Below are 25454 nucleotides of genomic sequence, written 5' to 3' on the forward strand. Positions count from 1 at the left end.
ACATGTCCCGGAGCGTCCAGCGGCCTCAGAACTCCGTCGCCAGGCCGACCATCCAGGTGCTGTCGCCGAGGTTCATGCTGTCCTTGCGGCCGAAGTTGGACAGGCGCGTCAGCTGCCACTCGCCGATGATGTAGGTGTGGTTGATGCCGGAGATCCGGTCGAAGGTGCGAGCGGTGTCGGGGTCGAGGAAGTCGAGCCGCAGCATCATGCCGAGGTTGATCTGGTAGCCCCACACGCCGCCGCGGCCGCGGTCGACGACCTCGGTGCCGTCCTTGATCACGGCGATGTTGCCGTTGCCGTTCTTGGTCCACCAGAAGCCGTAGGCGAGGCCGGCCTTGACGTAGGGGACGAACGGGGCCCAGCGGACCTTGTCGGCCAGGAGCTCGAAGCGGTAGACCGCCTGCAGGGCGATCGGCATGACCGTGAAGCGGACGGTGTCGGCGCCGCTGCGGGTGCTGCCCTCGGCCGGCGGCTCGGCCAGCGGGGCCTGGGCCTTGTCGCGGGCCATGGTCCACTGCACGCCGATGCCGATCGGGCCGGCCAGCTTCTTGGTGATCTGCCACTCGAAGGCGATGCCGCCGTAGATGCTCTTCTTCGGCTGGCCGATGGTGATGCCGCGCTCGTCGGTCTCGCCGAAGATCTTGGCGTAGGGGCCGAAGCCCTCGCCGCTCCAGTTGCGGTCGACGTCGGCCAGGTAGGGGCCCATCTTGACCTCGAGCGCGAACCGCTGCTTGCTCTCGGCGGTCAGCGAGGTCTGCTTCTTCTTGAGGCTGTCCGTGAGGTCCGGGTTGCTCTGGCCGACGACCGCCGACTCGCTGGGGACCGGCTGCTTCTCGTAGCTCGGGCCCTCGATCGGCCGCCAGACCTCGCCCTCGCGCTTCTCGCCGACGCGCGAGCCGTAGGGCGGGCCGAACAGGTCGCCCTGGCGGGTCTCGGTGGTGGTCGTGCCGCTGGCCGGCGGGCTGGCCTCGGGGCCAGGTGGCGCGGGCGGGACGGTGGCAGGGTCGGCCGGCGGCGGGGTCGCGCCGGCGTCGCCGGTGATCGTCATGTCGGCCGCCGCAGGCGCGGCGACGAGGGTCAAGGCGAAGGCGATCACGCGCGGTTCCTTCTCCGGTTGGCGACGCCGAGGCCGCCGAGGCCGAACGCTGCGAGGGCGCTGAAGAGGGCCAGGCCGCCGCTCGAGTCGTCGCTGACGTTGCAGTACCCGGAGGCGCCGCAGATGCCGCCGTCTTCCTCGCACTGCTCCCACAAGTCGTAGGTCTCGACCGGGATGCCCCGCGCGATCGTGGCGACCGGCGCGGGGTTGCCGATCAAGTCGTACGGGACGAGCATGAAGTTGTACTCCTTGCCGTTCTCGAGGCCGCGGATCCGGTAGGTCTTGGTGCTGAACGGGATGTGGCCGCTGCAGACGTAGTCCCAGTCGAGGCTCAACATGCCGGCGCTGGCGGTGAAGGTGCAATCGGGGCTGCAGCTCGATGTGTCGCTGTTGTTGAGGCCGTCGTCGCAGTCCTCGCCGTCCTGCTTGATGCCGTCGCCGCAGGCGGGCTCGTGGCAGGTGTTCGAGCAGCCGTCGTTGTTGATGTCGTTGCCGTCGTCGCACTCCTCGACGTCTTTCCAAACGAAGCCGTCGCCGCAGGTGGCGCGGAAGCAGCCCTCGGTGCAGGCGTCGGTGTTGTCGCCGTTCTCGCCGTCGTCGCACTCCTCCGGCTCGACCCCGTCCGGCGGATCGCTGAACACGAAGCCGTCGCCGCATTCAAATTTGGTGCAGTCGCTCTTGCAGGCGGCGTGATTCGAGTTCAGCGGGCCGTCATCGCAACCGTTCTCGGGATCGAGCGCGAGCTCCTCGGTATCATCGCTGTTGCCGCACGTCGGGCAGGTGCCCAGGGCGATGCAGTTGACGAGCTCGCAGAGCTCGTTGCACGGCGACATGTTGTCGGTGGCGTTGAGGTCGCCCATGTCGCAGAACTCCATGCCGACCCAGAGGCTGCCGTCACCGCAGCCGGCCATCTTGCACGCGTTGGTGCAGGCGTCGCCGTCCTCGTCGTTGCCGTCGTCGCACTCCTCGACGCCGGCCTGGACCCGCCCGTCGCCGCAGTAGCTGCGCTTGCAGTCGCCGCTGCAAGCCGCGTCGTCGGCGTTGGCGTCGCCCTCGTCGCACTCCTCGTCGCCCTCGATGATGTCGTTGCCGCACTCGGCGCTCGGTTCGAGGGTGTCGCCGCCGGTGTCGCCGATCGTGTCGGTGCCGCCGTCGGTGTCGGTGCCGGTGGCGCTGTCGTCACCGTCGCTGGTGGTGCCGAGCGGGTTGTCCTCGGAGGTGAAGAACGTGCTGAAGGGGCCGTTCGGGCACAGGTTCTCCTGGGTGAAGAAGTACTGGCCGTTGGGGATGGTGTCGTACGGGTGGGCGAACGGCTGCTTGAGGCCGGGTACGGGCTGGCCGGTGGCTGCGTCCTCGCAGAGGATGCGGAAGCCGTTGACGTCGCCCGAGCCGGCCTGCCAGGTGAGGACGACGGCGCCGTCGCCCGGCTCGGCCTTGAAGTCGTTGATCTTGAGCAGCGGCGGCTGGAAGTCGTACTTGATGCCGCCGGTCTTGCTCGGCAGGTTGATGTTCTGCGAGCCCTGGATGAAGAACTCGTCGGCCTGGCAGTTGCCCATGCTGTTCATGTTGGGCGCGCACATCCACACGCCCGCCTCGCCGGTGACGTTGGCCTCGCACGAGCCGGCGGTGTACGCCTCGCTCGGATTGCGCGAGGGCGAGTTCGGAGTGACGCCGTTGGTCAGCCAGATCGGGTGGAACGAGGTCGTGATGCCCATCTGGAAGGTGGACACCAGCTCGACCCCTAGCTGGGCGCACTTGCGGAACTGGCCGGCCAGCGCGACCTCGGCCATCCCGCACTGCGTGCCGACGAAGCTCTGCAGCTGCTCGCCGGTCGAGTAGCCCGCCATCGTCTTCTTGAGGCGGACGATGACGCCGATCTGCAGCCCGCACTGGCAGCGGGCCTGGTTGAAGTACTGATTGAAGTACTTCTCCGTCAGCGGCCGGAGGAAGTCGCCCTTCTCGTTGAGGAGCCAGTACTGGATCGTGAACGCGTCGGCGGGCGGGAACTTGTTCGTCGTGCCGCCGGTGCCGCCGGTGCCGCCCGAGGGCGGGGTCTGGGCGGCGGCGTCGCGCAACGGGCCGAGCACGCACAGGCCGGCGAGGAGGAGGGCAGCAGGACGCGAGAGGTCGTGCATACGCATGGGCGGTGTCAGCGTTCGACGGCTGTGCAACCAGGATGCCACAGGCGAGGACCTCGCGGGAGTTTGGCGCGGCGCGGCTTGCCACACGCGGACAGCGGCGCGCGCGTGACATTTTGTCAGCTGGCGCCTTCTGGCAGTGACGATCGGACGCGCAGCCTGCGGCGCCGCGGCTCTGGTAGAAAGCGCGGTCGATGGCGACGACCGGGTCCGAGCTGCGCCTGCGGCGGCTGCAGAGCGAGGCGTACCTCAACCTCTCGCGGATCCACCGCGAGCTCGAGCGCAAGGTCGCCGACCTGCTGGTCGAGTCGGGGCTCCAGGACGTGACGCCGGCGCAGCTCGGCGTGCTCATCCACCTGTTTCAAGAGCGCGCGCCGCTGACCGCCCGCCAGCTGGCCAACCTGATGGGCCTGTCGGAGGTGACGGTCGGCCGCTTCGTGCGCGCGCTCGAGGGCGTGGGCTGGGTCGAGCGCACGTCCGACCCTGCCGACAGCCGCGCCATCCTGGTGAGGCCGACCCGCCGCGCCTACGCGGCCCTGCCCAAGCTGCTCGAGGTGTCGAACGCGCTGCTCGACCGCGCGTTCGCCGGCTTCTCGCCCCAGGAGATCGAGGCGATCGCGCGCACGACCGAGATGGTGCGCGACAACCTCGACTCGCAAGAATGAGCGAGGCGAGCGCGGGACGGCCGCGATTCGCCGCCGGCCTGCGGGCGATGCGAGCTGCGGCCGACGTGTTCTCGAGGGGCGCGTCAGGCCCTTGAGACATGCTTCGAAGGACATGTACGAACACGCAGGCGCTGAAGCGCCGCGGCGGACCTGGCCTTCAGAGCAGGCTGCCGATCGGCTCGAGCAGCGGCTGGAGGCGCTTCCAGGTCGGGAATTTATTAAAAGTGAAGACCTGCGGGGCGCCGGCGAGGCGGGCGGCGAGGGCTTCGTCCTTGGCGAGGCTGAGGTCGACGCCGACGAGGAAGTGGGGGTCGGGGCGGGCGGCCAGCTCGTCGAGGCGGCGCAGGAGGGCGTGGCGGTGCCAGCGGTGGAACAGCTCGACGGCGACGCTCTTGCCGGTGGTGCCGTCGCGGAGGGCGAAGTCGGGCACGCACATGCCGGCGGCGCCGACGTGGCGCAGCTCGGGCATCGGGTCGAGGGTCCAGCGCGCGTCGCCGAGGCTCGCCATGCCGAGCTCGATCTCCTGGGGGATGTGGCCGAGTGGGCCGTCGTCGAGCGCCTTGAGCGGGTCTTTGTGGTCGAGGTAGAGCCGGCCGCGGGGCTGGCGCGGGAGGTCGATGTCGGCCTCGACGGTGAACTTGCCGAGCACCGGCACTGCGCCGAGGAAGGTGGCGAGCTGCAGGCCGTACTTCTTCTGCATGTCGAGCTGCGCGGCCGGGCCTTCGATCCGCAGGTGCCAGCCGTCGCCGTCGCGGCGCACGTCGGCGACCAGGCGCGAGAAGCGGAGCCAGCGCAGCAGCTTGCGCAGCTCGAGCGGGCCCGGGCTCGCGGCCCGGACGTCGAGGCTGCCGGCGTAGAGCACGAGGCCCTGCGCCAGCGCGAGGTTGTAGCGGGCCAGCAGGGCCGCCGGGGTCGGCAGCTTGGCCGACAGCAGGCGCCGGTGCTCGGCGAGGTCGTCGTAGAGGTGCGCCCGCACGTCGGCGAGCGGGCGCGGCAGGCCGGCGGCGACTGCGTCGAGGTAGTCGGACAGGGATGACTCTGCGGACAGGTCGCGCAGGACGGCCGCGCTGCGGGCGAAGGCGACGGCCCGCAGGTCCATGGCGGTGTCGCCGGGGTCGTCCCACTCGCAGCGGTCGGTCAGCAGCTTGTAGAGGCCGCGCGCGACCTTGACCTTGCGCGCCTCGCCGCAGATCGCGTCGGCGGCCTCGTCGACCGCGCCGCGCGGCTCGCCGGTGCCGTGGGTGAGGAGGTCGATCAGCGCGCCGGCAGTGGCGATGTGATCGTCGTCGTCCGGGTCGACGAAGGTCGGGCGCAGGCGCAGGCCCTTGACCCGGCGATAGACGAGGAGGTCGCGGGTCAGCATTCGCCCTCGGCGGGGGAGGGGAGGTCGGGGCGTTCGCGCGGGGTCCGCGGGGGCGAGACGGGCATGTCGCTCGGGACATGTTCCGAGGGACCTGGCGATTCGGACATGTCGCTCGGGACCTGGTCGATCGGACCTGGCCGGAGGGCGGCGGCGCCGCGGCGGGGCAGCGGCTCCTTCTGGTAGGCGCGGTGCTGGCGGCGGCGCTCGCTGACGCCGTGCTCGGCGGCGACGGCGGTGCACAGCTCGTAGAGGATCGCCCGCTTGCCCTCCTTCTTGCGCAAGATCCGCCCGAGGCGCTGCACGTGCTCGCGGACCGAGCCGCTGCCGGACAGGATCACGCCGACGTTGGCGTCGGGCACGTCGACGCCTTCGTTGAGGACCTTCGAGGTGAGGAGCACCGGGAGCGCGCCGGAGGCGAACTGCGCCAGCAGCGAGACGCGCTCCTTCGGCGGGGTCTGGTGGGTGATGACGGGCAGGAGGAACAGGCGCGACAGGCGGTGGACGGTGTCGTTGTCCTCGGTGAACACGAGGATCCGGTCGCGGCGGTGGCGCAGGAGCAGGCGCCACAGCGCCTCGATCTTGGCCTCGGCGGTGAAGGCGATCCGCTTCTGCTCGCGGTAGGCGGCGAAGGCCTGGCGGCCGTCCTCGCTGCGGTGACAGACGGCGATGAACTGGGCCCACCCGCCCGGGCGATCGAGGCTGACGCCGCTGCCGCGCAGGAAGTCGATGTAGAGCGCGCGGGCCTCGTCGTAGCGGGCCTGCTCCGCCTCGGTCAGCGCGACCGCCAGCGACTTGACCTCGTACGGCGCGAGGTAGTCGCCCTCGAGCTCGTCGATGTTGGCCCGGTAACACACGGGCCCGAGCAGCTCGGCGGCGATGTTGTGGAGGCCGTCGGGGCGCTCGAAGGTGGCGGTGAGGCCGAGCCGGAACGGGGCCAGGCAGCCCTGGGCGATGAAGCGGTAGGCCGGCGCGGGCAGGTGATGGCACTCGTCGCACACGAGGAGGCCGTGGCGGTTGCCGTGGAATTCGGTCTGGGCGGCGGCGGAGTCGTAGGTGGTGACGGTGATCTCTCGCGCCTCGCTGTTGCCGCCGCCGAGCATGCCGATCGGCCGCTGCAGCCAGTGGCCCAGGACCTGCTGCCACTGCAGCATGAGATCGATGGTGGGCACGACGATCAGCGCGGGCCGCCCGGTGTGGACGATGGCGAGGACGGCGAGGATCGTCTTGCCCGCGCCCGTGGGCAGCTCGACCACACCGACGCCGCCGGCCGCACGCCACGCGGCCAGAGCGTCCCGCTGGTGCGGAAACGGCTCGAGCGGCCCCGACAGCGCGAGATCGAGACGATCGTAGATGCGAGCTTTGTCGACGTAAGGAATGTGGGCGTTGTGGAGATGCGAGACGATCGCGCGGTAGCGGTGCGCCGGTGCACGGTGCGTGCCGGTGCGCTTGTCGAGGCTCACGAGCGCGGCCAGCCGCGCGTCACCCTCGGGGACGCCGAGGACGACGAGCGTGCCGTGATCGAAGTGGAGCTCGACGGGCATGGTCGCGGCGCGGAGGGTAGCAGCAAATTGCCGCGATGCGCGCCTGCGCGCGACCCGCCCGCCGGCCGTGTATATTCGGCGCGATGCCCGAGCGGCGAGACAGCACGGCCGGCGCGACCGGCGAGTGGACGCGTCGACCCGACGACGCGCGCCGAGCGTCGCGCAGCGACGACCACGGAACGGTCGAACACGCGGCGCACGGGGCCGTGAGCGGCGGCGACGACGACGACGACGCTGCCGCGCGGGCCGGCGGCGGTGACGGCGACGGCGAGGATGCACACGCGGCGCAGCGCGGTCGGGCGGATCGGTCGGCGACGGCGCGAAGCGGGAGCGGCGACGACGGCGAGAGCGCCCACGCGGCGGCGCGAACCGACGGCGAGGACGGACCCGTGACGCAGCGAGGCCGCGGGGAGGAACAGGCGCGGGGCTCCGGAGGCCGCGGGGAGGAACACGGGGCGCGGGGCTCCGGAGGCCGCGGGGAGGAACACGGGGCGCAGCGCTCCGGAGGCCGCGGGGAGGAACACGGGGCGCGGGGCTCCGGAGGCCGCGGGGAGGAACACGGGGCGCAGCGCTCCGGAGGCCGCGGGGAGGAACACGGGGCGCAGCGCTCCGGAGGCCGCGGGGAGGAACACGGGGCGCAGCGCTCCGGAGGCCGCGGGGAGGAACACGGGGCGCAGCGCTCCGGAGGCCGCGGGGAGGAACACGGGGCGCAGCGCTCCGGAGGCGGCGAGCCGTCGCGGGCGGCGGCTGCATCGCGCTCGCGGGCCGAGGCGGCGGCGTGGGCCCAGGGCGAACGACTTCGCATGGCCCGGGAGGCGGCGTCGACCGGCTCGGCGGCGGACAGCGACGCCGCGATGTCGACGATCCGCGAGGTCCCGCGGGCGGCAGGGTCGACGACGCAGGGCCGCGCGCTCGGCCTCTCGGCCGCGGTGGCGCGGGCCGGCTCGCGCGCGCGACGGTCGCTCGCGCCGCGCACGGTGGCGCTTGTCCTCGGGGCCATGTTCGTCGGGACAGGTGCGACGGTTTATGTCGTTTCGCGCATGTCGAAAGAGGCAGGTGAGGCGCGGCCCGGCGAGCCGCCGACGACGACGAGCTCGGGGCGCGGGAGCGCGGGCTCGAGCGGCGCCGCGGGGAGCGGTTCGAGCGGCGCGTCCGCCAGCGACGGCGCCGCGGGGAGCGGCGTGGACTCGGCGAGTGCTGCGGGGAGCGGAGGCGCGGGGTCGAGTGACGTCGGGGCGAGCGGAGGCGCGGGGTCGAGTGACGTCGGGGCGAGCGGAGGCGCGGGCTCGAGTGGCGTCGGGCAGCGCGGGGCGGCGAGCGCGGGTGCTGGCACGAGTGAGGGCGGGCGCGGGGCAGCGGGCGAGGGCGTCGAGTGGCGCGGAGCTGCGGACGGCGACGGTGCGGGTGAGGCAGGCGCGGACGCGGCCCAGGGCAAGCGCGGCGAGGCGCAGCCGGGGGGCGCGGAGGCGGGCGGATCGCTGTGGGTGCCGGTGGCGCAGGCCGACGGCGAGGCGGCCGAGCGGCGGCGCCGGATCGCCGCGCAGGCGCGGGCGCTCATGGGCGAGCCGCGGGTCCTGGCCTGTCTGTTGGGACATGTCACGATCGGCGTGGGCCGGCGCACCGCGCTGACCGGCAGCCTGGTGGTGGCGAGCGACGGCAAGGTCGTGCGCGCGAGCGTCCGCGGTGACGCGCGGGTGCCGGCGGCGGCGCGGGCGTGCGTGGCGGCGGAGCTCGAGAAGTCGCGGTTCGTGGCCGGACCGCAGGCGCAGCTGGTGGTGCCGTTGCGGCTGGAGATCCAGTGATCGCTGCGGGGATGGCGTTGTGGATGGCCCTGGTGCCGGCGCCCGACTGCGTGCGCGCGGCCGGGGAGGCGCTGGCGCACGGGCAGGTCGAGGGCGCGGCGCGGCGCGGCGAGGCCTGCTTCCGCGCCGGCGGGCACCCGCAAGGGCTGCTGCTGGCCAGCCAGGCGTGGCTGCAGGCCGGACGCTATGCGCACGCGCGGCTGGCGGCGCGGCGCTACCTGGCCTTGGGGACATCTCAAGATCGGACCGGGCGCAACGTGGCCGAGCTGGTGGCGGCGTCCGCCGCCCGCGAGTCCGGGACGGTGCACCTGGCGGTCGATCCGACGGTGGCCCCCGACGAGCCGCTGACCGTGACGGCCACCCGCGAGGGCGAGGGCGAGGCGCTGACCCTGCGCGCCCGCTGGGACGAGCTGCTCGAGGCGGGGGCGGCCACTCTGGTGCTCGATCCGGGCCGCTGGGTGGTGACGATCGCCCGGCCCGGCTTCGCCGAGGCGCGGCTCGAGGTGACCTGTGCGAAGGGACAGGTGACGACCCTGGCGGCCGACATGACGCGGACGCCGCGGGCCGCCGGCGTGGGCCCGGACGAGCGCCGCCGCCGGCGCTCATGGGCGATCGCGGCGCCGCTGATCGGCGGGGCCGGGATCGTCAGCGGGGCGGTGGTCACGGCGCTCAGCCTGCGCGGTGCCAACAATGTCTTCGCGGACATGTCCTGCGGGACAGGCGCGAGCGTGGCCGGCTGCCGCCGGCCGCTGGCGATCTGGACCGAGCGGGGCGGCGGCGGGGCGGCGGCGCTGGGGCTCGGCGCGGGGGTGCTGGTCGCGGGGCTGACGGGGCTGGCCCGTGACGAAGCGCTGCGCCGGCGGATGTGGACGGCGGAGGCGATCGCCGGCGGGGCGGTGGCGGGCGCGGGGGTGGCGACGCTGGCCTACGGGACGACCTACTTCGTGACCGTCAACGCCGCGGAGGCGTGGGTCGGCGAGGCGGTGGAGCGCGGCGAGGTGCTCTACATGACCGGCTTCGGCCTCATCGGCGCGGGCCTCGGGCTGGCGGCGACCGCCGCCGGCGGGCTGGTGGCCGACGCGCTGCAGCACCGCCGGGGACGGCGGGCGGCGTGGGAGTTCGTCGGCGGGACGCTGCGGTTCTAGAGGCGACGTCGTCCGACTGTGGGTCCTGCGCGTCGCCTGGCTCATCGGCCAGGATGACTGCGGCGCCGCGACGACGTCACGTTCGCGGAGCTTCGAACGAATACGTGAAGTACACCGCGATCTCTTCCGGCGCGACCGTGGCGGGGTCGTACAGCGCCGTGTGGACGCCGCAGAAGCGGAAGCCGGCGCGTCGATAGAAGCGGATCGCGGGGGCGTTGGTGCTCTGCGTCTCGAGCACCAGGCAGCGCACGCCCTGGTCGCGGGCGAAGTCGAGGGCGGCGACGAGGAGCGCCCGGCCGAGACCTCGGCCTCGGCTGCCCGGGGCGACGAAGAGGGCGCTCAGCTCGGCGCTGCGGTTCCACTGCCGCAGGTGGACGGCGGTGAAGCCCTCGATCTCGCCGCTCGCCGATTCTGCGGCGAGGGTGAACGACGCGGTCGGGATGGCTTCGAGGAAGGTGTCGGGGTGATACTCCTTGCGGAAGGGGACGCTCAGCGGGGTCTCCCGCAGGCGCACGTTCAGGCCGACGACCTCCGGGACGAAGATCGTCGAGGTGCTGTAGGAGGCGTCGAATTCCCGCAACGGAGCGGCGTCGGCGGGCCAGCGGAGGGGGCGCAGGTTCATGGCGGGGGCTCGGCCGGATTCGTAGGTGATCGAAGGGACATGTCTTGAGGAGCATGGCCCCTGGATCATGTCCTCGAAGACCTGGCCTCGGAGGCATGTCTCGAAGGGCCGGTCAGTGCCCAGCCTCGAGGCGCAGGCGGAGGGCGAGCTCGCCGTCGACGGTGAGGAGGTCGACCGCTTCGCCGGGGGCGAGGGCGGGCGGCGGCTGGACGGTATTGTTAAAAATTCGGCCGCCGAGGCGGAAGTGGCCGATGTGGCCGGTGTGCTGGACCTCGACGCGGTCGTCGTCGCGGCGGACGAGGACGTAGGCGGTCTGGCCGCCGAGCAGGGCCTGGCGCGTGTGCGGGAGCTGGATGTGGTCGGCGGGGCGCAGGCCGATCGTCAGGCGGGTGCCGGGCGAGACGGGCCAGCGCGCGCCCGGGCTGGGGCCGCGCTGGCGCAGGGCGGGGTGGACGTCGTCGAGGACGAGCCACAGATCCGGGGCCTGAATTTCCGGGGTGGTCTCGTCCATGGGCTACACGATCGGGCCGATCACCCAGGTCAGCAGGTCGAGGATGAAGAACACCAGCATGCCGGCCGCCAGGCTCGAGAGCACGGCCTGGCCGAGCGGGGTGCGCCGCTGGGCCGGGTCGAGGCGCTCGAGCAGCGGCAGGCTGACCAGGAAGTAGCAGGCGTAGAACAGCGAGCCGTACTTGAGCATGCGCGCCTTGTCGGCGTAGCGGAAGTAGTCGCTGATGGCGTCGCTGGCCATGAACCAGGTCTCGGCGAACGAGACGGCGTAGGCGAGGCCGCACACGACGCAGGCGAGGGCGAGCCGGCGCACGAACCGGGTAGCCCTCGGGGACATGTCCTCGACGCCAGGTTCGGCGAGGCCGAGCAGGCCGCGGACCCGGCGGATGCACACCAGCATGACCACGTGGTAGGTCACGAAGTACGCCTGCGTCAGCGGGTACATGAACAGCGGGATGTCGCCGCGCGAGCGCCCGACCAGCGCGGCGCCGCCGTTCCAGCGGGTCGGGAAGGCGTAGCGCATGCCGAGCACGTCGAAGAAGTAGTGGGTGAGGAAGTACGTGCCGACGAAGACGAACAGGAAGATCCAGGCGTTGAACTTGAACCAGTAGCTGTCGTACCAGGGCGTGGCGCGCAGGGCCGGGTGCCGGCGGTGCAGCAGCGCCGGCACCAGCACCGGCGGCAGGCCGACCAGCAGGCCGAAGCCGATGAAGGTCGGGTCGTCCCAGGCGAGCACGGCCCGGCTGAGCAGGGCCCAGGCGACCAGGGCGATCCAGATCGGGCTGTAGAGCAGGATGAACCGCTCCGTCCAGGCCTTGCCCGGATCGGCGGCGAACCATGAAGAGGACGCTTGGGACATGGCGTTCAAGTCAGGTGGGAGAAGAGGCGGCGCAGGGGCGACGGGACGAGCGGGTCAAGGGAGAGGTGCGGCGACGGTAAGGGTGGCCGATGGGACATGTCCGAAAGTTTCAGGTCGCGCTCGGCCGGGCTCGGCGAGGCTCGCGGCCGGCGACCGCACGTGCGGGCCGGTCGATGGCCCCGCGACCGGGCGCGAGCCATGGCGTGTCCCTGAGGACATGTTTTTTAGTCGCGCAGCTTGCGGGCGAGCATGACGCCGTCGCGGACGGACAGGAGGACGTGCTCGACGCGCGGGTCGGCGGCGACGTGGGTGTTGAAGGCGACGATGGCGCGGTCGCTGGCCTCCTTGGGGGCGACGACCTTGCCGCTCCACAGGGTGTTGTCGGCGACGACGAGGCCGCCGACGGGGACCAGCGGGAGCGCGGCGTTCCAGTAGTTGACGTAGTTGGGCTTGTCGGCGTCGATGAAGACGAGGTCGAAGCGGCGGCCCTCGGCGGCCAGCTCGGCGAGGGTGTCGAGCGCGGGCGCGAGGCGGAGGTCGATCTTGTGGCCGTGGCCCGACTCGGCGAAGTAGCGGCGAGCGACGGCGGTGGCGACGGGGTCGATGTCGCAGGTGACGAGCTTGCCGTCGTCGGGCAGGGCGCTGGCCATGGCGAGGGCCGAATAGCCGCTGAAGGTGCCGATCTCGAGCACGTCGCGGGCGCGGCTGACGGCCACGAGGATCCGCAGGAGCGCGCCCTCGACGTGGCCGACCTGCATCTGCGGCATGGCGAGGCCGGTCTGGGTCTCGGCCCGCAGACGGGCGAACAGCGGCGACTCGGCGGTGGTGTGGGCGTCGACGTAGGCGGCGAGGTCGGGGCCGATCAGCGAGATCATGGGGCGGAGGCTAGCACGTGCGCGACGCGCTCCGTGACGCGTTCGAGGCCGTCCGCGAACTCGGGCTCGGGGGTGATGAGGGACAGCGCGAGGTGGGCCGGGGGCAGCTCGTAGAGCTCGCCGGGCTGGGTCAGGACGCCGGCGTGCAGCAGCTCGCGCGCCCAGCCGCGGCCGCCGTCGTCGAACAGGTGCGGCAAGCGGACGAGCGCGGTCCAGCCGGCCTCGACGTCGAGGACGCTCAGCGAGGTGCCGGCGCAGGCGCGGCGCAGACGGCCGAGGTTGGCGCCCACGCGGGCGCGGATTTCCGCCTGCACGGCCGGGGCGGCGGCGAGGAGGTCGGCGGCGGCCCGCTGCACCGGGGTGGCGGCGCTGAGGTAGGTGTCGGCGACGAGCTCGAGCCTGCGCATGGCCTCGCGCACGAGCGGGCCCGGGCCGCGCGCGACGGCCCAGGCGAGCTTGAGCTGCGGCAGGGCGGCGACCTTCGACAGGCCGGACAGGACGAAGGTGAGGGCCTGGCAGGGGCCGGCGATCGGGCTGACCGCAGGGACATGGCCGATGGGATAGTCGAAGAAGACCTCGTCGACGAGCACCGCGAGGCCGCGCGCGGCGGCGAGGGCGTCGACGCCGGCGAGCTCGCCGGCGGAGAGGTAATTGCCGGTGGGGTTGTTGGGGGCGACGAGGACGATCGCGCGGGTGCGCGGGCAGACCGCGGCGTCGAGGGCGACATGGTCGATCGACCATGTCCCGTCGTACAGGAGCGGGTAGGGCCGCAGCTCGACGTGGGCGAGGTCGGCGATCATCGGCAGCAACGGGTAGCCGGGCTGCGGGACGAGGACGACGTCGCCGGGGTCGCAGAGGATCGCCAGGAGGTGGGCGTAGGCCTCGCTGGTGCCGGCGAGCAGGCAGATGTCGGCGAGCGGGAGGCCGAGGCCGGGGACGCGGGCGCGGTAGTAGTCGGCGACGGCGGCGCGCGCCTGCGGGAGGCCGAGCGGGTCGGGGTCGTAGGCGGCGCTGCCGGGATCGCCGAGGCTGGCCCAAAGGTCAGGTGGATGGCGGAGGCCGACGGCGGTCGGGTTGGAGATCGTGAGGTCGAGGACGCCGGCCGCGGCGACGAACGGGGGCTCGTCGGCCGGCGGCCAGGCGGTGCGGCGCGAGAACACGGGCGAAAGATGCCGCGAGCGCGGCGGCGAGGGCAAGCGGAGGCCGCCGAGCGAGGCGGCCGCGCGTGGGCGAGGGAGACGCTCGGGGTCACTGGCAGGCGAGGTAGACGTCGACGACTTCGCCGCTGCGGACCTCGCCGGCGAGATTTTTGAAGTCGAAGCGGGCGCGCTCGCGGCCGCAGTTGCCGCGGTCGTCGCACTCGGCGCGGACGGCGACGTCGAGGTGGATGGCGACGAGGTCGACGTGGGCGACGGGGACCAGCTCGGACAGCTCGCCGCGGCGATCGCCGTCGCCGTCGGACCAGAGCACGAGCTCGGCGAACACGGGGTCGGCGGCGTCGATCTTGCCGTCGCGGTTGAGGTCGTGCTCGGCCAGGGCCTCGAAGCCGTGGCTGGCCCGCCGGCCGCCGTGCAGGACGGTGCCGCTGCCGAACAGCTCGCGGCCGCTGTCGATCGCGCCGTCGCGGTCGCGGTCGAGGGCGAGCCACGGGAGGGTCGGCCAGTCGGTGCTCAGGCACTGGCCGACGCCGGAGATGTCGAACGAGGCGGCGGTGGCAGCGTCGAAGCGCAGCGGGGCGCCGTCGAAGTTGAGGACGAGCGGGGTGTCGCACTCGTCCTCGGCCCACGAGTACAGGTAGAGATCGGTGCCGTCGAAGGCGCAGATCTCGCCGACGCAGCCCATGTCCCAGTTGTAGTTGGGGTCGCACGGGGGCTCCTCGACGCTGCACTCGGTCCAGTGCTCCTCGCCCTCGTACACGAAGCACATGCTGGTGCCGGCCTCGCCGCCCTCGGTCGTACACTCCTTGGTGCCCGGCCACTCGAGGTCGGGGCAGGACTGGACGGCCTCGGGCTTGGGCTCCACCGGCGGGGGCGGCGGCTCGGGCTCGTCGTCGCCCTCGCTGTCGGTCTCGGGGACGGGGATGTCGCAGGTGGTCCCGCCGTCGTCGGGCTCGCAGGGGGGCTCGCCCTCCGTGGTATCAGGCTCGGGCGGACCGTCGGGGCCGTCGGTGGTGTCGGGACCATCCGTGGTGGTGTCGTCGACGACGTCGCCGGTGTTCGGTCCGGGGCCCTGCTTTTCGTCACAGGCGGGCGCGAGGACGAGGGCGGGCAGCAGGGCGAGGCTGAGGACGATCCGCGGGCTGGGCATGATGCGGAGTGGCAAAGCAGGAGGCGTGCCAAGCGGGTTTTGCGGCCCCGGGCGGGCTCTCGCGCGGCAAGGCGCAAGAATGGCCCGGGGGCCGCGACATCGTTGTCAGTGACGGGGCATCGCTGTCCGGGCGCGGGGCGAGGCGACCGGCCGGCGCGACGGCGGCACGCAGTTGATGATTTTCGGGACATGTCGCATCGCGCATGGCAATTCGGACATGTCCGAAGAGGCAGGTTCTGCGGACGTGGCGCTCGCGGGTCGTGGGACCTGTCCTCGCGGACAGGCGACGCTCAGTCGTCGCGGCCGCGCGGGAGCGACAGGCCGCGGCTCTGGTGCTCGCGGACGGGCTTGTGCAGGGTGAGGCCCTCGCCGGCGGCGCGGCCGGCCGCGTGGGCGCGGCCGCGCTGGACGGCGGAGGAGCCCATGCTGCGGATGTAGGGGTGGCGGCCGCGGAGGAAGCGGTCGAGGTCGGCGTCGCCGAGCCACACGAGGCCCTGCTCCTCGTTGCGCTGGCGTTCGCCGCGGAGCTTGTCGCGGAAGCCGGTGAGGAGGCCGGCGCTGAACTCACGGCGGCGGTTGGCGGGCAGGCCCATGTCCTTCCTGGCCTGCTCCCACAGGCGCTTGGTGGACGCGTGCAGGAAGTCGTGGACGTAGGCGGCCATCTCGAGGTTCTCGGCGGTGCCGAGGACCTCGAGCACGCGCTCGTGGCGGAGCCGGCGGGCGTTGTAGGTGGTGACCCAGATGCACTCGACGAAGAAGAACTCGCTGAGGATCGAGCTGATCAGCTTGGCCTCGAGGGCGATCGCGGCGGCGCTGTCGCCGAGGCGGCGGGCCTCGTAGTCGCGCGGCGGGCCGTCCTGCGGCAGGTCGAGGTTGTAGCGCAGGAGCAGGGTGTTGGCGGCGGCCATGGCCGCCTCGGCCTCGTGGCGGTTGGCGCTCGTGGCCAGAGCGAGCAGCTTCTGCACGCGCTTGAGCACGCGCGCGGCCGGGTCGTCGCTGGCCCGCGGGCTGCCGGTGGCGTCGGGGCGGATCTCGAGCAGCGCGCAGGCGCGGGCGAACTGCGGGCCGTGCGGCCGCACGTCGCCGCCGAGGACCTCGTCGACGTACTGGTGCGCCATCTCGTGCTTGAGGGTGTCGAGCACGTCGTCCCACCGGTGCGACAGCAGGTGATCGTGGGCCAGGCCGAGCGTCCGGGTGTCGCGCTGCCAGTGGCCGAGGCGCGCGGTCGACAGATCGATCTGCAGCACCGGCGGGCGCAGGGCGCCGCCGAGGTGGCGCTTGTTGAACTCGTGCCAGCTGCGCAAGAGCTCGGTCAGCCAGGGCCGGTGGAGTGTCTCGTGCAAGGAGACCATGCGGCCGGAGGATCGCGGACGCCGACGCGGTCGACAACGAGAATCTGAGCGGTTAGGCTCGTCCGGTGCCGCTCCGCGCACCGCTGCGCTCTCGGGCCCGCGGGGGCGCGGCGACGGCGATCCGCGTGGGCCCGAGGGTGCGGACGCTGGCCGCCGCGGCGGCGCTGGCGGGCGCGAGCTGTTTGCCCGAGGAGCGCCCCTACTGGGTGATCGATCACACCGACGCGCTGGCGATGCGCTTCGAGGTGATCGAGCGCGGGCCGTGGGGCGCGGACCCGCCGCCCGGCGGAGGCCCCGTGGTCGAGGCGATGCCCGGCGATCGCGTGCGGGCGACCCCGTTCGTGGCCGGGCCCGACGGGCCGGTCGACGTGGCGGCGCTGCAGCCGCGATGGTTCGTGTGCGGCGGCTCCGGCTGTACGGGCCCGCAGCTGGTCGACCTCGCCGAGGCGCCGCCGTGCGGGGCGGTCGAGCTGCCGCAGGCCGACACCTGCGCGCTCGGGTCGGGGCCGGCGCCGACGTTCGAGCTCGGGCCGCTGCGCGACGTGGTCGGCGCGGCCAGCCTCGGCGTGATCGTGATGATGGTCGCGGGCACGCCCGAGGGGCCGAGCACGCGCGAGTGCCTGCGCCGCGCCGACGCGCTGGCGGACGTGACGTCGTCGCTGCGCGACTGCCTGTTCTTCGTCCGCACGCTGCGGATCGGGCCGACCTGGCGCACCGTGGTGGCCGGGGCGGCGATGGGCGCGACGTCGCCGGTGGTCCCCGAGGCCCTGCCGTGGCAGATCAGCCAGATCGAGCCGGACGTGGCGCCGGCGATCGCCCACTTCGCGGCGTGGGTGCCGGCGCCCGGGGGCGGCGAGTACTTCCTCGAGGCCAAGTCGGGGGCGACCCTGTCCGTTCGGACAGGCGACCAGATCGCCCTGTCGCTGATCGAGGCGGCGCCGCCGCAGACCTACTACGCGGTGTCGGTCGACCAGTCGACGCTGGCGGTCTCGGTGTCGCAGATCGTCGAGGTCCGCGGGGCGGCGTGGTTCTCGACCACCCCGGCGCCGTTCGAGCTGACGGCCGGGCCCGGCTTCGAGGTCGACTGGCGCGCGCCCGAGGAGCCGGGCACGCACCACGTCTACGTGGTCCTCGCCGACGGCCGCAGCGCCACGACGGCCTGGCTGCGCGTCGAGGTCGCGCCCTGATGCGAGGGTGGCTCTTCGGACATGTCGCCGCGGCCATGGTCTTTGGAGCATGTCTGAAGGCGCATGCAGCTGCGCCGTCGCGGCCGCCGCCGAAGATCAGCGAGCCGTGCGCCGGGCGCGACGACTGCGGGACGCTGCGCGCGCGGGTGCGGGCGGCCGGGCTGCGCACCGCGCTGGCCGAGGTGCGGGTGGTGCTGGTCGGCGCCGGCGGCTGGACGACGGTGGTCGAGACCGACGCTGCGGGGCGCCTGGCGGTCGACCTGCCGCCGGGGAAGGTGGAGGTAGTGATCGCGGCGCCGGGCTTCGAGCGGCTGGCGGAGACGCTCGAGATCCGCAGGCGGGCGACGACGGAGCGGCAGCTGTTCCCGCGGCCGACCGAGTGGAACCCGTACCGCACCGTGGTCCGCAACACCACGGAGAAGCGGCCCGAGGCGGGGGCCCGGTCGCTGTCGCGCGAGGAGATCGCGACCATGCCCGGCAGCCAGGGCGATCCGCTGCGGGCGCTGCAGAACATGCCCGGGGTGGCGCGCACGCCGGGCGGGCTGGGGCTCCTGGTGCTGCGCGGGGCGAGCCCGCTGCAGTCGGGGGTGTTCATCGGCGAGCACCCGGTGCCGCGGGCCTTCCACGCGCTGGCGCTGGCGAGCGTGGTGCCGGCCGACGTCATCGAGCGCCTCGACTTCGTGCCCGGCAACTTCGACAGCCGCTACGGCAACGCGTCCGGCGGGATGGTGGTGATCGAGCCGCGCCGCGGGCGACGCGACGGGGTCCACGGGCACATCGGCGTCGACCTGCGGGCCGCGAGCGCGCTGATCGAGGGGCCGCTCGGCAAGCGCGGGTCGTTCATCGTCGGGGCCCAGCGCGGCTACGTGGACGCCGGCCTGCGCGCGTTCATGTCGATCACCGACTCGAACGGGACGGTGCTGCCGACTTATTATGATTACCAGGCGATGGTCGACTTCCCGCTGAAGCGCGGGGCGTCGATCTCGGCCCGCGTGCTCGGGGCGGGCGACCGGATCCGCTTCCGCTTCCGCGACTACGAGAAGGAGGGCGGGTTCACCGACGCGATCGACTACCGCTCGAGCTTCCACCGCGTCGACTTCACGTACAGGCAGAAGCTCGGGGCGTGGTCGGCGATGGTGTCGCCGGCGCTGCGCTTCGACGTCGGCCGCCAGCTGATCGAGGTGGAGCAGCGCGAGCAGTTCCGCCGCGACTACGTCGGCTCGCTGCGGGCCGAGCTGCAGCGGTCGATGTCGAAGCGGTTCGACCTGATCGTCGGCGCCGACCTGATCGTCGACCACTACCGCGCCCGCGGCCAGGTGCCCGACGGCGTCAGCTGGCCGCCGCCGGAGGAGTCGGCCCGCGGCGAGCAGACGTGGCTGGGGCTGTACGGCTCGGGGCGGCTGCGCCTCGGGTCCTTGCTGCTGGTGCCGGGGTTCCGCGCGTCGGGGTTCGCGGTCGGGTCGGAGCGGGCGTTCGCGCTCGACCCACGGCTCAACGGCCTGTGGGAGGTGAGCGACCGCTGGCGCCTGCGCTTCGGCGCGGGCCTCTACTCGCAATCACGGCTGTTGGAGTGGGGGGTCGACGCGCGCATCGTGCCGAGCTCGGGGCAGATCGGCACCAACCAGGTGGTGCTGCCGGCGTACTTCGCCAACTTCGAGCCGGCGTTCGCGGTCATCCCGGGGCAGAACACGCTGCGCGTGATCCGGGCGCTGCAGCTGTCCGCCGGGGCGTCGCACGACCTGCCGGCGGACATGACGATCGACGCGACTGCGTTCTACCGCGACCAGGACAACGCCAACCCGCCGCTCAGCCTGGGCGGGTTCCCGACGCGCCTGACGTATGGGCGCACGGTCGGGCTCGAGCTGCTGCTGCGCAAGCCGCTGACGCGGCGGCTGTACGGCTGGCTGGCGTACACGCTGATGCACAGCCAGTTGCTGTTCGACCAACAATACGGCGACCCGGGCGGGCGGCGGCCCGGCGACTTCGATCAGCGGCACAACCTGACGATCGTGGCCTCGATCAAGCTCGGGCGCGGCTGGCAGATCGGCGGCCGCTTCCGCCTGGTGTCGGGCCAGCCGTACACGCCGGTGGTCGGCTCGATCGAGTACGAGGGCGGGTACCTGCCGATCCGCGGGCTGCAGAACTCGGCCCGCTTCCCGCCCTTCCACCAGCTCGACCTCCGCGTCGACCGGCGGTGGATCTACAAGCGCGTCAGCTTCCTCGCGTACCTCGACGTGCTCAATGTGTACAACCATCAGAACATCGAGATGTACGTGTACAGCTATGATTTCCGCGACACCGTCGGAGGCTTCGGCCTGCCGATCTTCCCGTCGCTGGGGCTGCGGCTCGATTATTGACACCCGTCAATGGCGGGGGGCCAGCGCCCGCAGGCGCTGCTGCGCGTCGGCGTAGCGGGCGAGGTCGTCCGGGCCGGGGGATTCGTCGTCGGGGCCGCGGATCAGCGCGAACAGGGCCGGGTGGTCGGTGAGCTGGCGCCGGCTCGCGCGCCAGCGGTGCAGCAGCGATTCGCAGGCGTGATAGCGGACGAGATAGTGCGGGTCGGCGACTGCGGCGAGGAGCGCGGCCTCGGCGGCCTCGCCGGCGAAGTCGCGCAGGCCGATGGCGGCGTCGATCCGCGGGGACCACGACTGTCCTTTGGACCAGGTCGTGCCGAGCACGGCCAGGAGGTGCTCGGCGAGCCGCGGGTCGGGGGTGATGCGGTGGAGGATCCGGGCGAACCGCACGCGGGTGGCCGGCGGGAGATATGGGTCGTCGGCGTCGAGGCGGGCCCGCATGGCGGCGATCGTCGGCGCGTCGCCCATGGCCGCCAGCGCCTCGCTGGCGTGGTCGTCACCGAGCGAGCGGCCGAGCCGCAGCATGGCGAGGGCCCGGGCGCGCGCCTGTCCTTTGAGCCTGGTGACCGCGCCGACGTCGAGCCCCTCGTGCCAGATGTGATAGCCGGAGCCGAAGGTCTCCTCTTTCCAGCGGCTCCACGTCGCGGCGAGGTCGTTCATGAGGGGGCTTATCAGGGGCAGCATAGATCGTCCGTGGTCAGGGGAGGAAGCGGCCGGCGTACACGTCGAGCAGGCCGGCCGAGACGAGCTGCAGCGGGTCGTGGGTGAGCTCGAGGTCGAACGCGCCGGCGACCGCGATCTCGCCGGCTGGCCCAACGCCGAGGCCGGGGCCCGCGGGCGCGAGGATGCCGGCGAGGTGGCGGCCCCACACGAAGTTGCCGTCGCTGGTGAGCTTGACGAGCAGGGCGCCGGGGGCGTCGCCGGGCGGTCCGCCGCCGAGGTCGATCGGCTGATCGCCGACGGGCAAGTAGGCGACGACGCGGCCGGTGGCGTCGACGGCGACGCCCGGGGGTTCGGCGCCGAGGACGAAGCCGGTGCGGGCCCAGCGGAGGCCGCCCTTGGCGTCGAACGAGGCGACGTAGCCGCCGAGCTTGCCTTTGCCCGGATCGGGCACGGCGCCCTCGCCGAAGTCGAGGCCGCCGCCGTGGACGCCGGCGACGACGAAGGTGCCGTCGGGCGCGGCCGCGAGGGCGCGCACGCGATCGTCCTCGGGGCCGCCGAGCTGGGTGCCCCACTGCGGGACGCCCTCGACGTCGAGGCCGGCGATGAAGCCGTCGAGGCCCTGACCGAGCAGGTTGATGTTGGCGATCTGCAGGCCGGTCTCGAGCTCGCCGCCGACGAATACCGCGCCCGCGGGCGCGACGGTGACCGCGAGCGCGACCTGGTCGCCGCTCGAGTGCGGCAACCAGCTCCACGCGGGGCCGGCGACGGGGTCGAGGCCGACGGCGAACAGGTCGCGCGCGCTGCCGATCGTCTTGTCGCCGGCGATCAGGATGTCGCCGTCGTAGCGGCCGACGACCACGAGGTCGTCGGTGGGCGTGAGCGCGACGTCGAGGGCCGCGACGTCGTCGCCGCCGAACACGTGGAGGGTCGAGGCGGTGCCGCTCGCGTCGACGACGGCGACGAAGCCCGGGTTCTGGCCGACGCCGTCGACCTGGTGCGGGTCGAACAGCAGCTGGCCGGCGAAGTGGCCGGCGACGGCGATCCGATCGTCGGACAGGGCGACCACGGCGGTGGCCGACTGCAGGCCCGCGCCGGAGAGCTGGCGGATCCACACCTGCTCGCCCGCGGGGTCGAGGCGCAGGATGAACGCGTCGCCCTCGGTCGGCTCGGTGGTGGCGGTGATCACGTCCGGGGCGGTGCCGAGCTCGCCGGCGAAGTTGCCGACGACGACCACGCTGCCGTCGGACAGCACCGCGACGTCGGCGGCTCGCTGGATCGCCGCGTCGCCGCTGCGGCGCAGCCACTCGAGCTTGCCGGAGCACTCGACGCCGCCGAGGCATTCGTCCTCGGTATCGGGGCAGTCGCCGCCGCACGTGTCCTCGCTGTCGCTTTCGGCCGAGGTGGTCGAGGTCGTGCCCCCCGGGTCGGTGAGCCCCTCCGTCGGCTCGACCGGGTCGTCGGTCGGATCGAGGCCGGTGGTGCCCGCGGGCCCGCCCGTGGTCCCGGGGCCGCCGCTCGTGGGAGCGCCGGGGCTGCCAGTGTCGCCGCTCGAACCGCTGGTGGGTTCGTCGTCGTCGTCGACCGTCGGCGTCGGATCGCCCTCCGAGAGGGCGAACAGGGGGTTGGGCCTGGTGCACGAGAATGAGGCGGCGACCAGCAAGACGACGCGACGCGACATGCAACCGAAGATACGGACGAACCACCGGGCGGCGAATGGCGGGTCGCGGCGGCGAGGCAACGGACGGGCGGACAAGCTGCCTGCGACCGGGCTCGCCGCGATCTCGAAGGTGTCCTTCGGGACATCCGAGGCCGGCGGGGCGTCCGCGCCGCGGGGGAAGCGCCTGCGACGGACGGCGTCGGACGGCGCCAATTCTGCGATCCGGATCACACGATCGGCGACGGCGAGTCTGCGGATTCATCCCGGCGTCGGCCGCAGGCGAGAGCCTCGACGCGGCTCGATCGCCGCGATGAAGTGCACCATGTTCTGCTTCGCTTCGCGCCCTGCTTCGTCCGGTGCGCGCTCGAGCGCCGTCTCGAGGTCTCCCTCGGTCGTCTCGAAGTCGGCGCTGCGCGAGGACCGTCCCGTCATGGGCGCCGCAAGCTTCGCGCGCGCCGTCGCCAATTCGCGCTGGAGCTGCTCCTGCGCGGTCGACCTCGGCGCTACTCGCTCGGGCGCTCGCGCGGGGTGGTGGCGGCCAGCAGGAACGCGGCGGCGAGGGCGACGTGAATGGCGGGACCGAACGGGCGCTGGCCGAAGGTCTGGAAGTGCAGCCAGAGTGTGACGCCGGTCAAGACGACGCCGCCCCAGCGGGTCAGCCAGCGCGGGCCGAGCGGGCGGTCGGCGGCGTCGGCCTCGGCCTTGGCGTAGAGGTAATAGACGCAGGAGACGGCGGTGAAGCCGAGGTACGACAGCCGCAGCGGGACGCCGGGGGCGTGCACGATCGCCAGGGCGTGCAGCACCAATACCGCGTGGGTGAGCGAGAGCGGGACCTGGATCACCTGCGCGGCCCACACGCGATCGTGCAGCACGCTGGCGACCGCGACCGCGAGGCCGAACAGGAACGGCGCGCCGAAGGTGAACAGGCCGAACAGGGCGCCGATCGGGTCGCGCGCGCCGATCGCCAGCAGCCAGTCGAGGACGCTGGCGTCGCCGACGATGGGCAGGGCGATGGCGGCGAACAGGGTGAGGCCGAGGGCGGCGCTGTGGCGCGGGAGGACGGGCGAGCCGGGATCGACCATGCTCTCAGGATAGCAGGATCGCCGAGGTGCGGCGAGCCTGTCCGTTGGGGCAGGTCACAAGGGACAGGCGACGGTCAGCCGAGGACGCCGCGCTCGCGCAGCAGCGCTTCCAACTTGGCGAGGCAAGCTTCGACGTCCAGCTCGTGGGTCGGCAGGACCAGGTCGGGGGCGACGGGGGCCTCGTAGGCGGCGCTGACCCCCGGGAAGGCCTTGAGCTCGCCGGCGTCGGCGCGGGCGTACATGCCGGTGCGGTCGCGCGCGCGGCAGACGTCGAGCGGGGCGGAGAGGTGGACCTCGAGCACGCGGCTCTCGCCGATGACCTGCCTGGCCCGGGCGCGCACGGCCTCGTGCGGGGCGACGAAGGCGCAGACGCAGATCAGACCGGACTCGTTGAACAGGCGGGCGACCTCGGCGGAGCGGCGGAGGTTCTCGCTGCGGTCGTCGGCGGTGTAGCCGAGGTCGCGGGCGAGGCCGCGGCGCATGGCGGGGCCGTAGAGGACGGTGACCGCCCGGCCGGCGGCGAACAGCCGCTGCTCGAGGGCGTAGGCGAGGGTGGCCTTGCCGGAGCCGGGCAGGCCGGTGAGGAGGAGGGTGACTGCGCGCTGGCCGAAGCGCTCCTCGCGGGCGTCGCGGGTGATGGCGCTGCGGCGGTCGCGGCCGCCCTCGTCGACGCCGTCGGCCTGCCACGGGTCGCCGGCGCCGCTGCGGTCGCCGCGGTCGCACAGCATGCCGGCGCCGACGGTGCCGTTGGTGGTGCGATCGATGATGATGAAGCCGCCGGTGGCCTGGTTGACCGCGTACGGGTCGAAGTTGATCGGCCGGTGCAGGGCGAGGGCGCAGCGGCCGATCTCGTTCATCGCCAGGCTGTCGGCCGGCCGCCGCTCGAGGGTGGAGATGTCGACGCGGTGCAGCACGGCCTCGAGCTCGCCGGGGACGGTGCGGGTGTTGTGCTTGATCAGGTAGGTGCGCCCGGGCACCAGCGGCCGCTCGTCCATCCACACGACCATGGCCTCGACCTCGCTGGCCTGCTGCGGCTCGCCGCCGGGGCGGACGATGACGTCGCCGCGGCTGACGTCGACCTCGTCGGCGAGGACGACCGTGACGGCCATCGGCGCGTACGCCTCCTCGAGGTCGCCGTCGAAGGTGACGAGCCGCTTGACGGTGGAGCGGGCCCGCGACGGCAGGACGACGACCTCGTCGCCGACGCGCAGGACGCCGGAGGCGAGCGAGCCGGCGAATCCGCGGAAGTCGTGGCTGGGCCGCAGGACCAGCTGGACCGGGAGGCGCAGGTCGCGGAGGTTGCGGTCGCTGGCGATGTGCACCGTCTCGAGGTGGGCGAGCAGCGGCGGGCCCTGGTACCACGGCATGCGCGCGCCGGCCTCGACGACGTTGTCGCCGTCGCGGGCGGAGATCGGGATGAAGGTGATGTCGTGGATCTGCAGGCCGGCGGCGAAGTCGGTGTAGGCGCGCCGGATGTCCTCGAAGACAGCCTCGTCGAAGCCGACGAGGTCCATCTTGTTGACGGCGACGACCAGGTGCTTGATGCCGAGGAGGCTGCAGATGAAGCTGTGCCGCCGCGTCTGCGGCATGACGCCGTGGCGGGCGTCGATCAGGATGATGGCGAGCTGGCAGGTGCTGGCCCCGGTCGCCATGTTGCGGGTGTACTGCTCGTGCCCGGGGCAGTCGGCGATGATGAACTTGCGCCGGTCGGTGCTGAAGTAGCGGTAGGCGACGTCGATGGTGATGCCCTGCTCGCGCTCGGCCCTGAGGCCGTCGGTGAGCAGCGCCAGGTCGAGCTCGCCGCCGGTGGTCCCCTGGCGCACGCTGTCGCGCCGGATCGCCGCCAGCTGGTCCTCGTAGATCGCCCGCGTGTCGTGCATCAGCCGGCCGATCAGGGTCGACTTGCCGTCGTCGACGCTGCCGCAGGTCAAGAGACGCAGGAGCTCCTTCTGCTGGTGGCGCTCGAGATAGGCTAAAATGTCGGTCATGGATCCTCGCGGACGCGGGCGGCCGGGCGAGCTTGCGCGGCAACCGGGGCCGCTGGCAACGGTCGGCGTTCACGTCGCGCCAGCGGCGCTTTCGGGGCGGAAGGGCGTCCGCGTCGTAGGTCGCGTATCCGGCGGGGCCGGCGGGGCCGGTTGAGTTCGCGCACGCGGCTGCAGGCGCAGTGAAACCGGGGCCGGAACGACGCTGTGGCCGGGCGAACCGGGGGCGCGCGCGGGAAATGATATGCCCG

General features: G+C 73.0%; 21 protein-coding genes. 5 read left to right on the forward strand and 16 right to left on the reverse strand.

What is annotated here, in order from left to right; translation table 11 throughout:
* Positions 1–25 precede the first annotated feature (25 nt).
* On the reverse strand, positions 26–1096 hold the full coding sequence (locus tag O0S08_RS13460; protein ID WP_269039513.1) for an MXAN_2562 family outer membrane beta-barrel protein: 1071 nt from the start codon (positions 1094–1096) through the stop codon (positions 26–28).
* On the reverse strand, positions 1093–3237 hold the full coding sequence (locus O0S08_RS13465) for a DUF4215 domain-containing protein (RefSeq protein WP_269039514.1): 2145 nt from the start codon (positions 3235–3237) through the stop codon (positions 1093–1095). Before O0S08_RS13465 ends, O0S08_RS13460 begins: the two co-directional genes overlap by 4 nt.
* Positions 3238–3428: 191 nt before the next feature.
* Here O0S08_RS13465 and O0S08_RS13470 point away from each other — a divergent pair, with 191 nt between their 5' ends.
* Positions 3429–3899, forward strand: a complete 471-nt coding sequence (locus O0S08_RS13470; RefSeq protein ID WP_269039515.1) for a MarR family winged helix-turn-helix transcriptional regulator — start codon at positions 3429–3431, stop codon at positions 3897–3899.
* 157 nt (positions 3900–4056) lie between these two features.
* Here the strand turns inward: O0S08_RS13470 and O0S08_RS13475 are convergent, their stop codons facing one another.
* Complete coding sequence (locus O0S08_RS13475; protein WP_269039516.1) at positions 4057–5262, reverse strand: DUF790 family protein; 1206 nt, start codon at positions 5260–5262, stop codon at positions 4057–4059.
* On the reverse strand, positions 5256–6803 hold the full coding sequence (locus tag O0S08_RS13480; RefSeq protein WP_269039517.1) for a DEAD/DEAH box helicase family protein: 1548 nt from the start codon (positions 6801–6803) through the stop codon (positions 5256–5258). The genes O0S08_RS13475 and O0S08_RS13480 overlap by 7 nt, the downstream gene beginning before the upstream one ends.
* Positions 6804–8287: 1484 nt before the next feature.
* Here O0S08_RS13480 and O0S08_RS13485 point away from each other — a divergent pair.
* Complete coding sequence (locus O0S08_RS13485) at positions 8288–8605, forward strand: hypothetical protein (protein ID WP_269039518.1); 318 nt, start codon at positions 8288–8290, stop codon at positions 8603–8605.
* An 11-nt stretch (positions 8606–8616) separates the two neighbouring features.
* On the forward strand, positions 8617–9750 hold the full coding sequence (locus O0S08_RS13490; RefSeq protein WP_269039519.1) for a hypothetical protein: 1134 nt from the start codon (positions 8617–8619) through the stop codon (positions 9748–9750).
* Positions 9751–9826: 76 nt separating this feature from the next.
* Here the strand turns inward: O0S08_RS13490 and O0S08_RS13495 are convergent, their stop codons facing one another.
* The 7 genes from O0S08_RS13495 to O0S08_RS13525 form a co-directional block, all read right to left on the reverse strand.
* On the reverse strand, positions 9827–10372 hold the full coding sequence (locus O0S08_RS13495) for a GNAT family N-acetyltransferase (protein WP_269039520.1): 546 nt from the start codon (positions 10370–10372) through the stop codon (positions 9827–9829).
* A 112-nt stretch (positions 10373–10484) separates the two neighbouring features.
* Positions 10485–10883 carry a hypothetical protein gene (locus O0S08_RS13500; protein WP_269039521.1) on the reverse strand — a complete coding sequence of 133 codons (399 nt, stop codon included), beginning with the start codon at positions 10881–10883 and terminating at the stop codon, positions 10485–10487.
* Positions 10884–10886: 3 nt separating this feature from the next.
* Positions 10887–11741 carry a hypothetical protein gene (locus tag O0S08_RS13505; RefSeq protein ID WP_269039522.1) on the reverse strand — a complete coding sequence of 285 codons (855 nt, stop codon included), beginning with the start codon at positions 11739–11741 and terminating at the stop codon, positions 10887–10889.
* Positions 11742–11965: 224 nt separating this feature from the next.
* On the reverse strand, positions 11966–12616 hold the full coding sequence (locus O0S08_RS13510; RefSeq protein ID WP_269039523.1) for an O-methyltransferase: 651 nt from the start codon (positions 12614–12616) through the stop codon (positions 11966–11968).
* Complete coding sequence (locus O0S08_RS13515) at positions 12613–13776, reverse strand: pyridoxal phosphate-dependent aminotransferase (RefSeq protein WP_269039524.1); 1164 nt, start codon at positions 13774–13776, stop codon at positions 12613–12615. The genes O0S08_RS13510 and O0S08_RS13515 overlap by 4 nt, the downstream gene beginning before the upstream one ends.
* Before the next feature lie 88 nt (positions 13777–13864).
* Entirely contained in the window at positions 13865–14923 is a 1059-nt protein-coding gene (locus O0S08_RS13520; RefSeq protein WP_269039525.1) for an SPM autocatalytic domain-containing protein, read from the reverse strand.
* Between the two features lie 290 nt (positions 14924–15213).
* Complete coding sequence (locus tag O0S08_RS13525; protein ID WP_269039526.1) at positions 15214–16275, reverse strand: SprT-like domain-containing protein; 1062 nt, start codon at positions 16273–16275, stop codon at positions 15214–15216.
* A 65-nt stretch (positions 16276–16340) separates the two neighbouring features.
* On the opposite strand from O0S08_RS13525, the gene O0S08_RS13530 reads away from it, so the two are divergent.
* Positions 16341–17462 (forward strand): hypothetical protein, encoded by a 1122-nt coding sequence (locus O0S08_RS13530; protein WP_269039527.1) that lies wholly within the window; start codon positions 16341–16343, stop codon positions 17460–17462.
* Between the two features lie 35 nt (positions 17463–17497).
* Positions 17498–19819, forward strand: a complete 2322-nt coding sequence (locus O0S08_RS13535) for a TonB-dependent receptor (protein WP_269039528.1) — start codon at positions 17498–17500, stop codon at positions 19817–19819.
* A 6-nt stretch (positions 19820–19825) separates the two neighbouring features.
* Here the strand turns inward: O0S08_RS13535 and O0S08_RS13540 are convergent, their stop codons facing one another.
* The 5 genes from O0S08_RS13540 to cysN all read right to left on the reverse strand — a co-directional run bounded on the left by O0S08_RS13540 (position 19826) and on the right by cysN (position 25206).
* Positions 19826–20476, reverse strand: coding sequence for a HEAT repeat domain-containing protein (locus O0S08_RS13540; protein ID WP_269039529.1), 651 nt, complete (start codon positions 20474–20476; stop codon positions 19826–19828).
* Positions 20477–20513: 37 nt separating this feature from the next.
* Positions 20514–22157: a hypothetical protein gene (locus O0S08_RS13545; protein ID WP_269039530.1), complete on the reverse strand. Its 1644-nt coding sequence runs from the start codon at positions 22155–22157 to the stop codon at positions 20514–20516.
* 237 nt (positions 22158–22394) lie between these two features.
* The gene (locus tag O0S08_RS13550) at positions 22395–22601 is read right to left on the reverse strand and encodes a hypothetical protein (protein WP_269039531.1); all 207 of its coding nucleotides are present in this window, start codon (positions 22599–22601) and stop codon (positions 22395–22397) included.
* 38 nt (positions 22602–22639) lie between these two features.
* Positions 22640–23218 (reverse strand): hypothetical protein, encoded by a 579-nt coding sequence (locus tag O0S08_RS13555; protein ID WP_269039532.1) that lies wholly within the window; start codon positions 23216–23218, stop codon positions 22640–22642.
* 74 nt (positions 23219–23292) lie between these two features.
* The gene (gene cysN, locus O0S08_RS13560) at positions 23293–25206 is read right to left on the reverse strand and encodes a sulfate adenylyltransferase subunit CysN (RefSeq protein WP_269039533.1); all 1914 of its coding nucleotides are present in this window, start codon (positions 25204–25206) and stop codon (positions 23293–23295) included.
* Positions 25207–25454 lie beyond the last annotated feature (248 nt).

The sequence above is a fragment of the Nannocystis punicea genome, from assembly GCF_026965555.1.
Lineage (GTDB): Bacteria > Myxococcota_A > Polyangia > Nannocystales > Nannocystaceae > Nannocystis > Nannocystis punicea.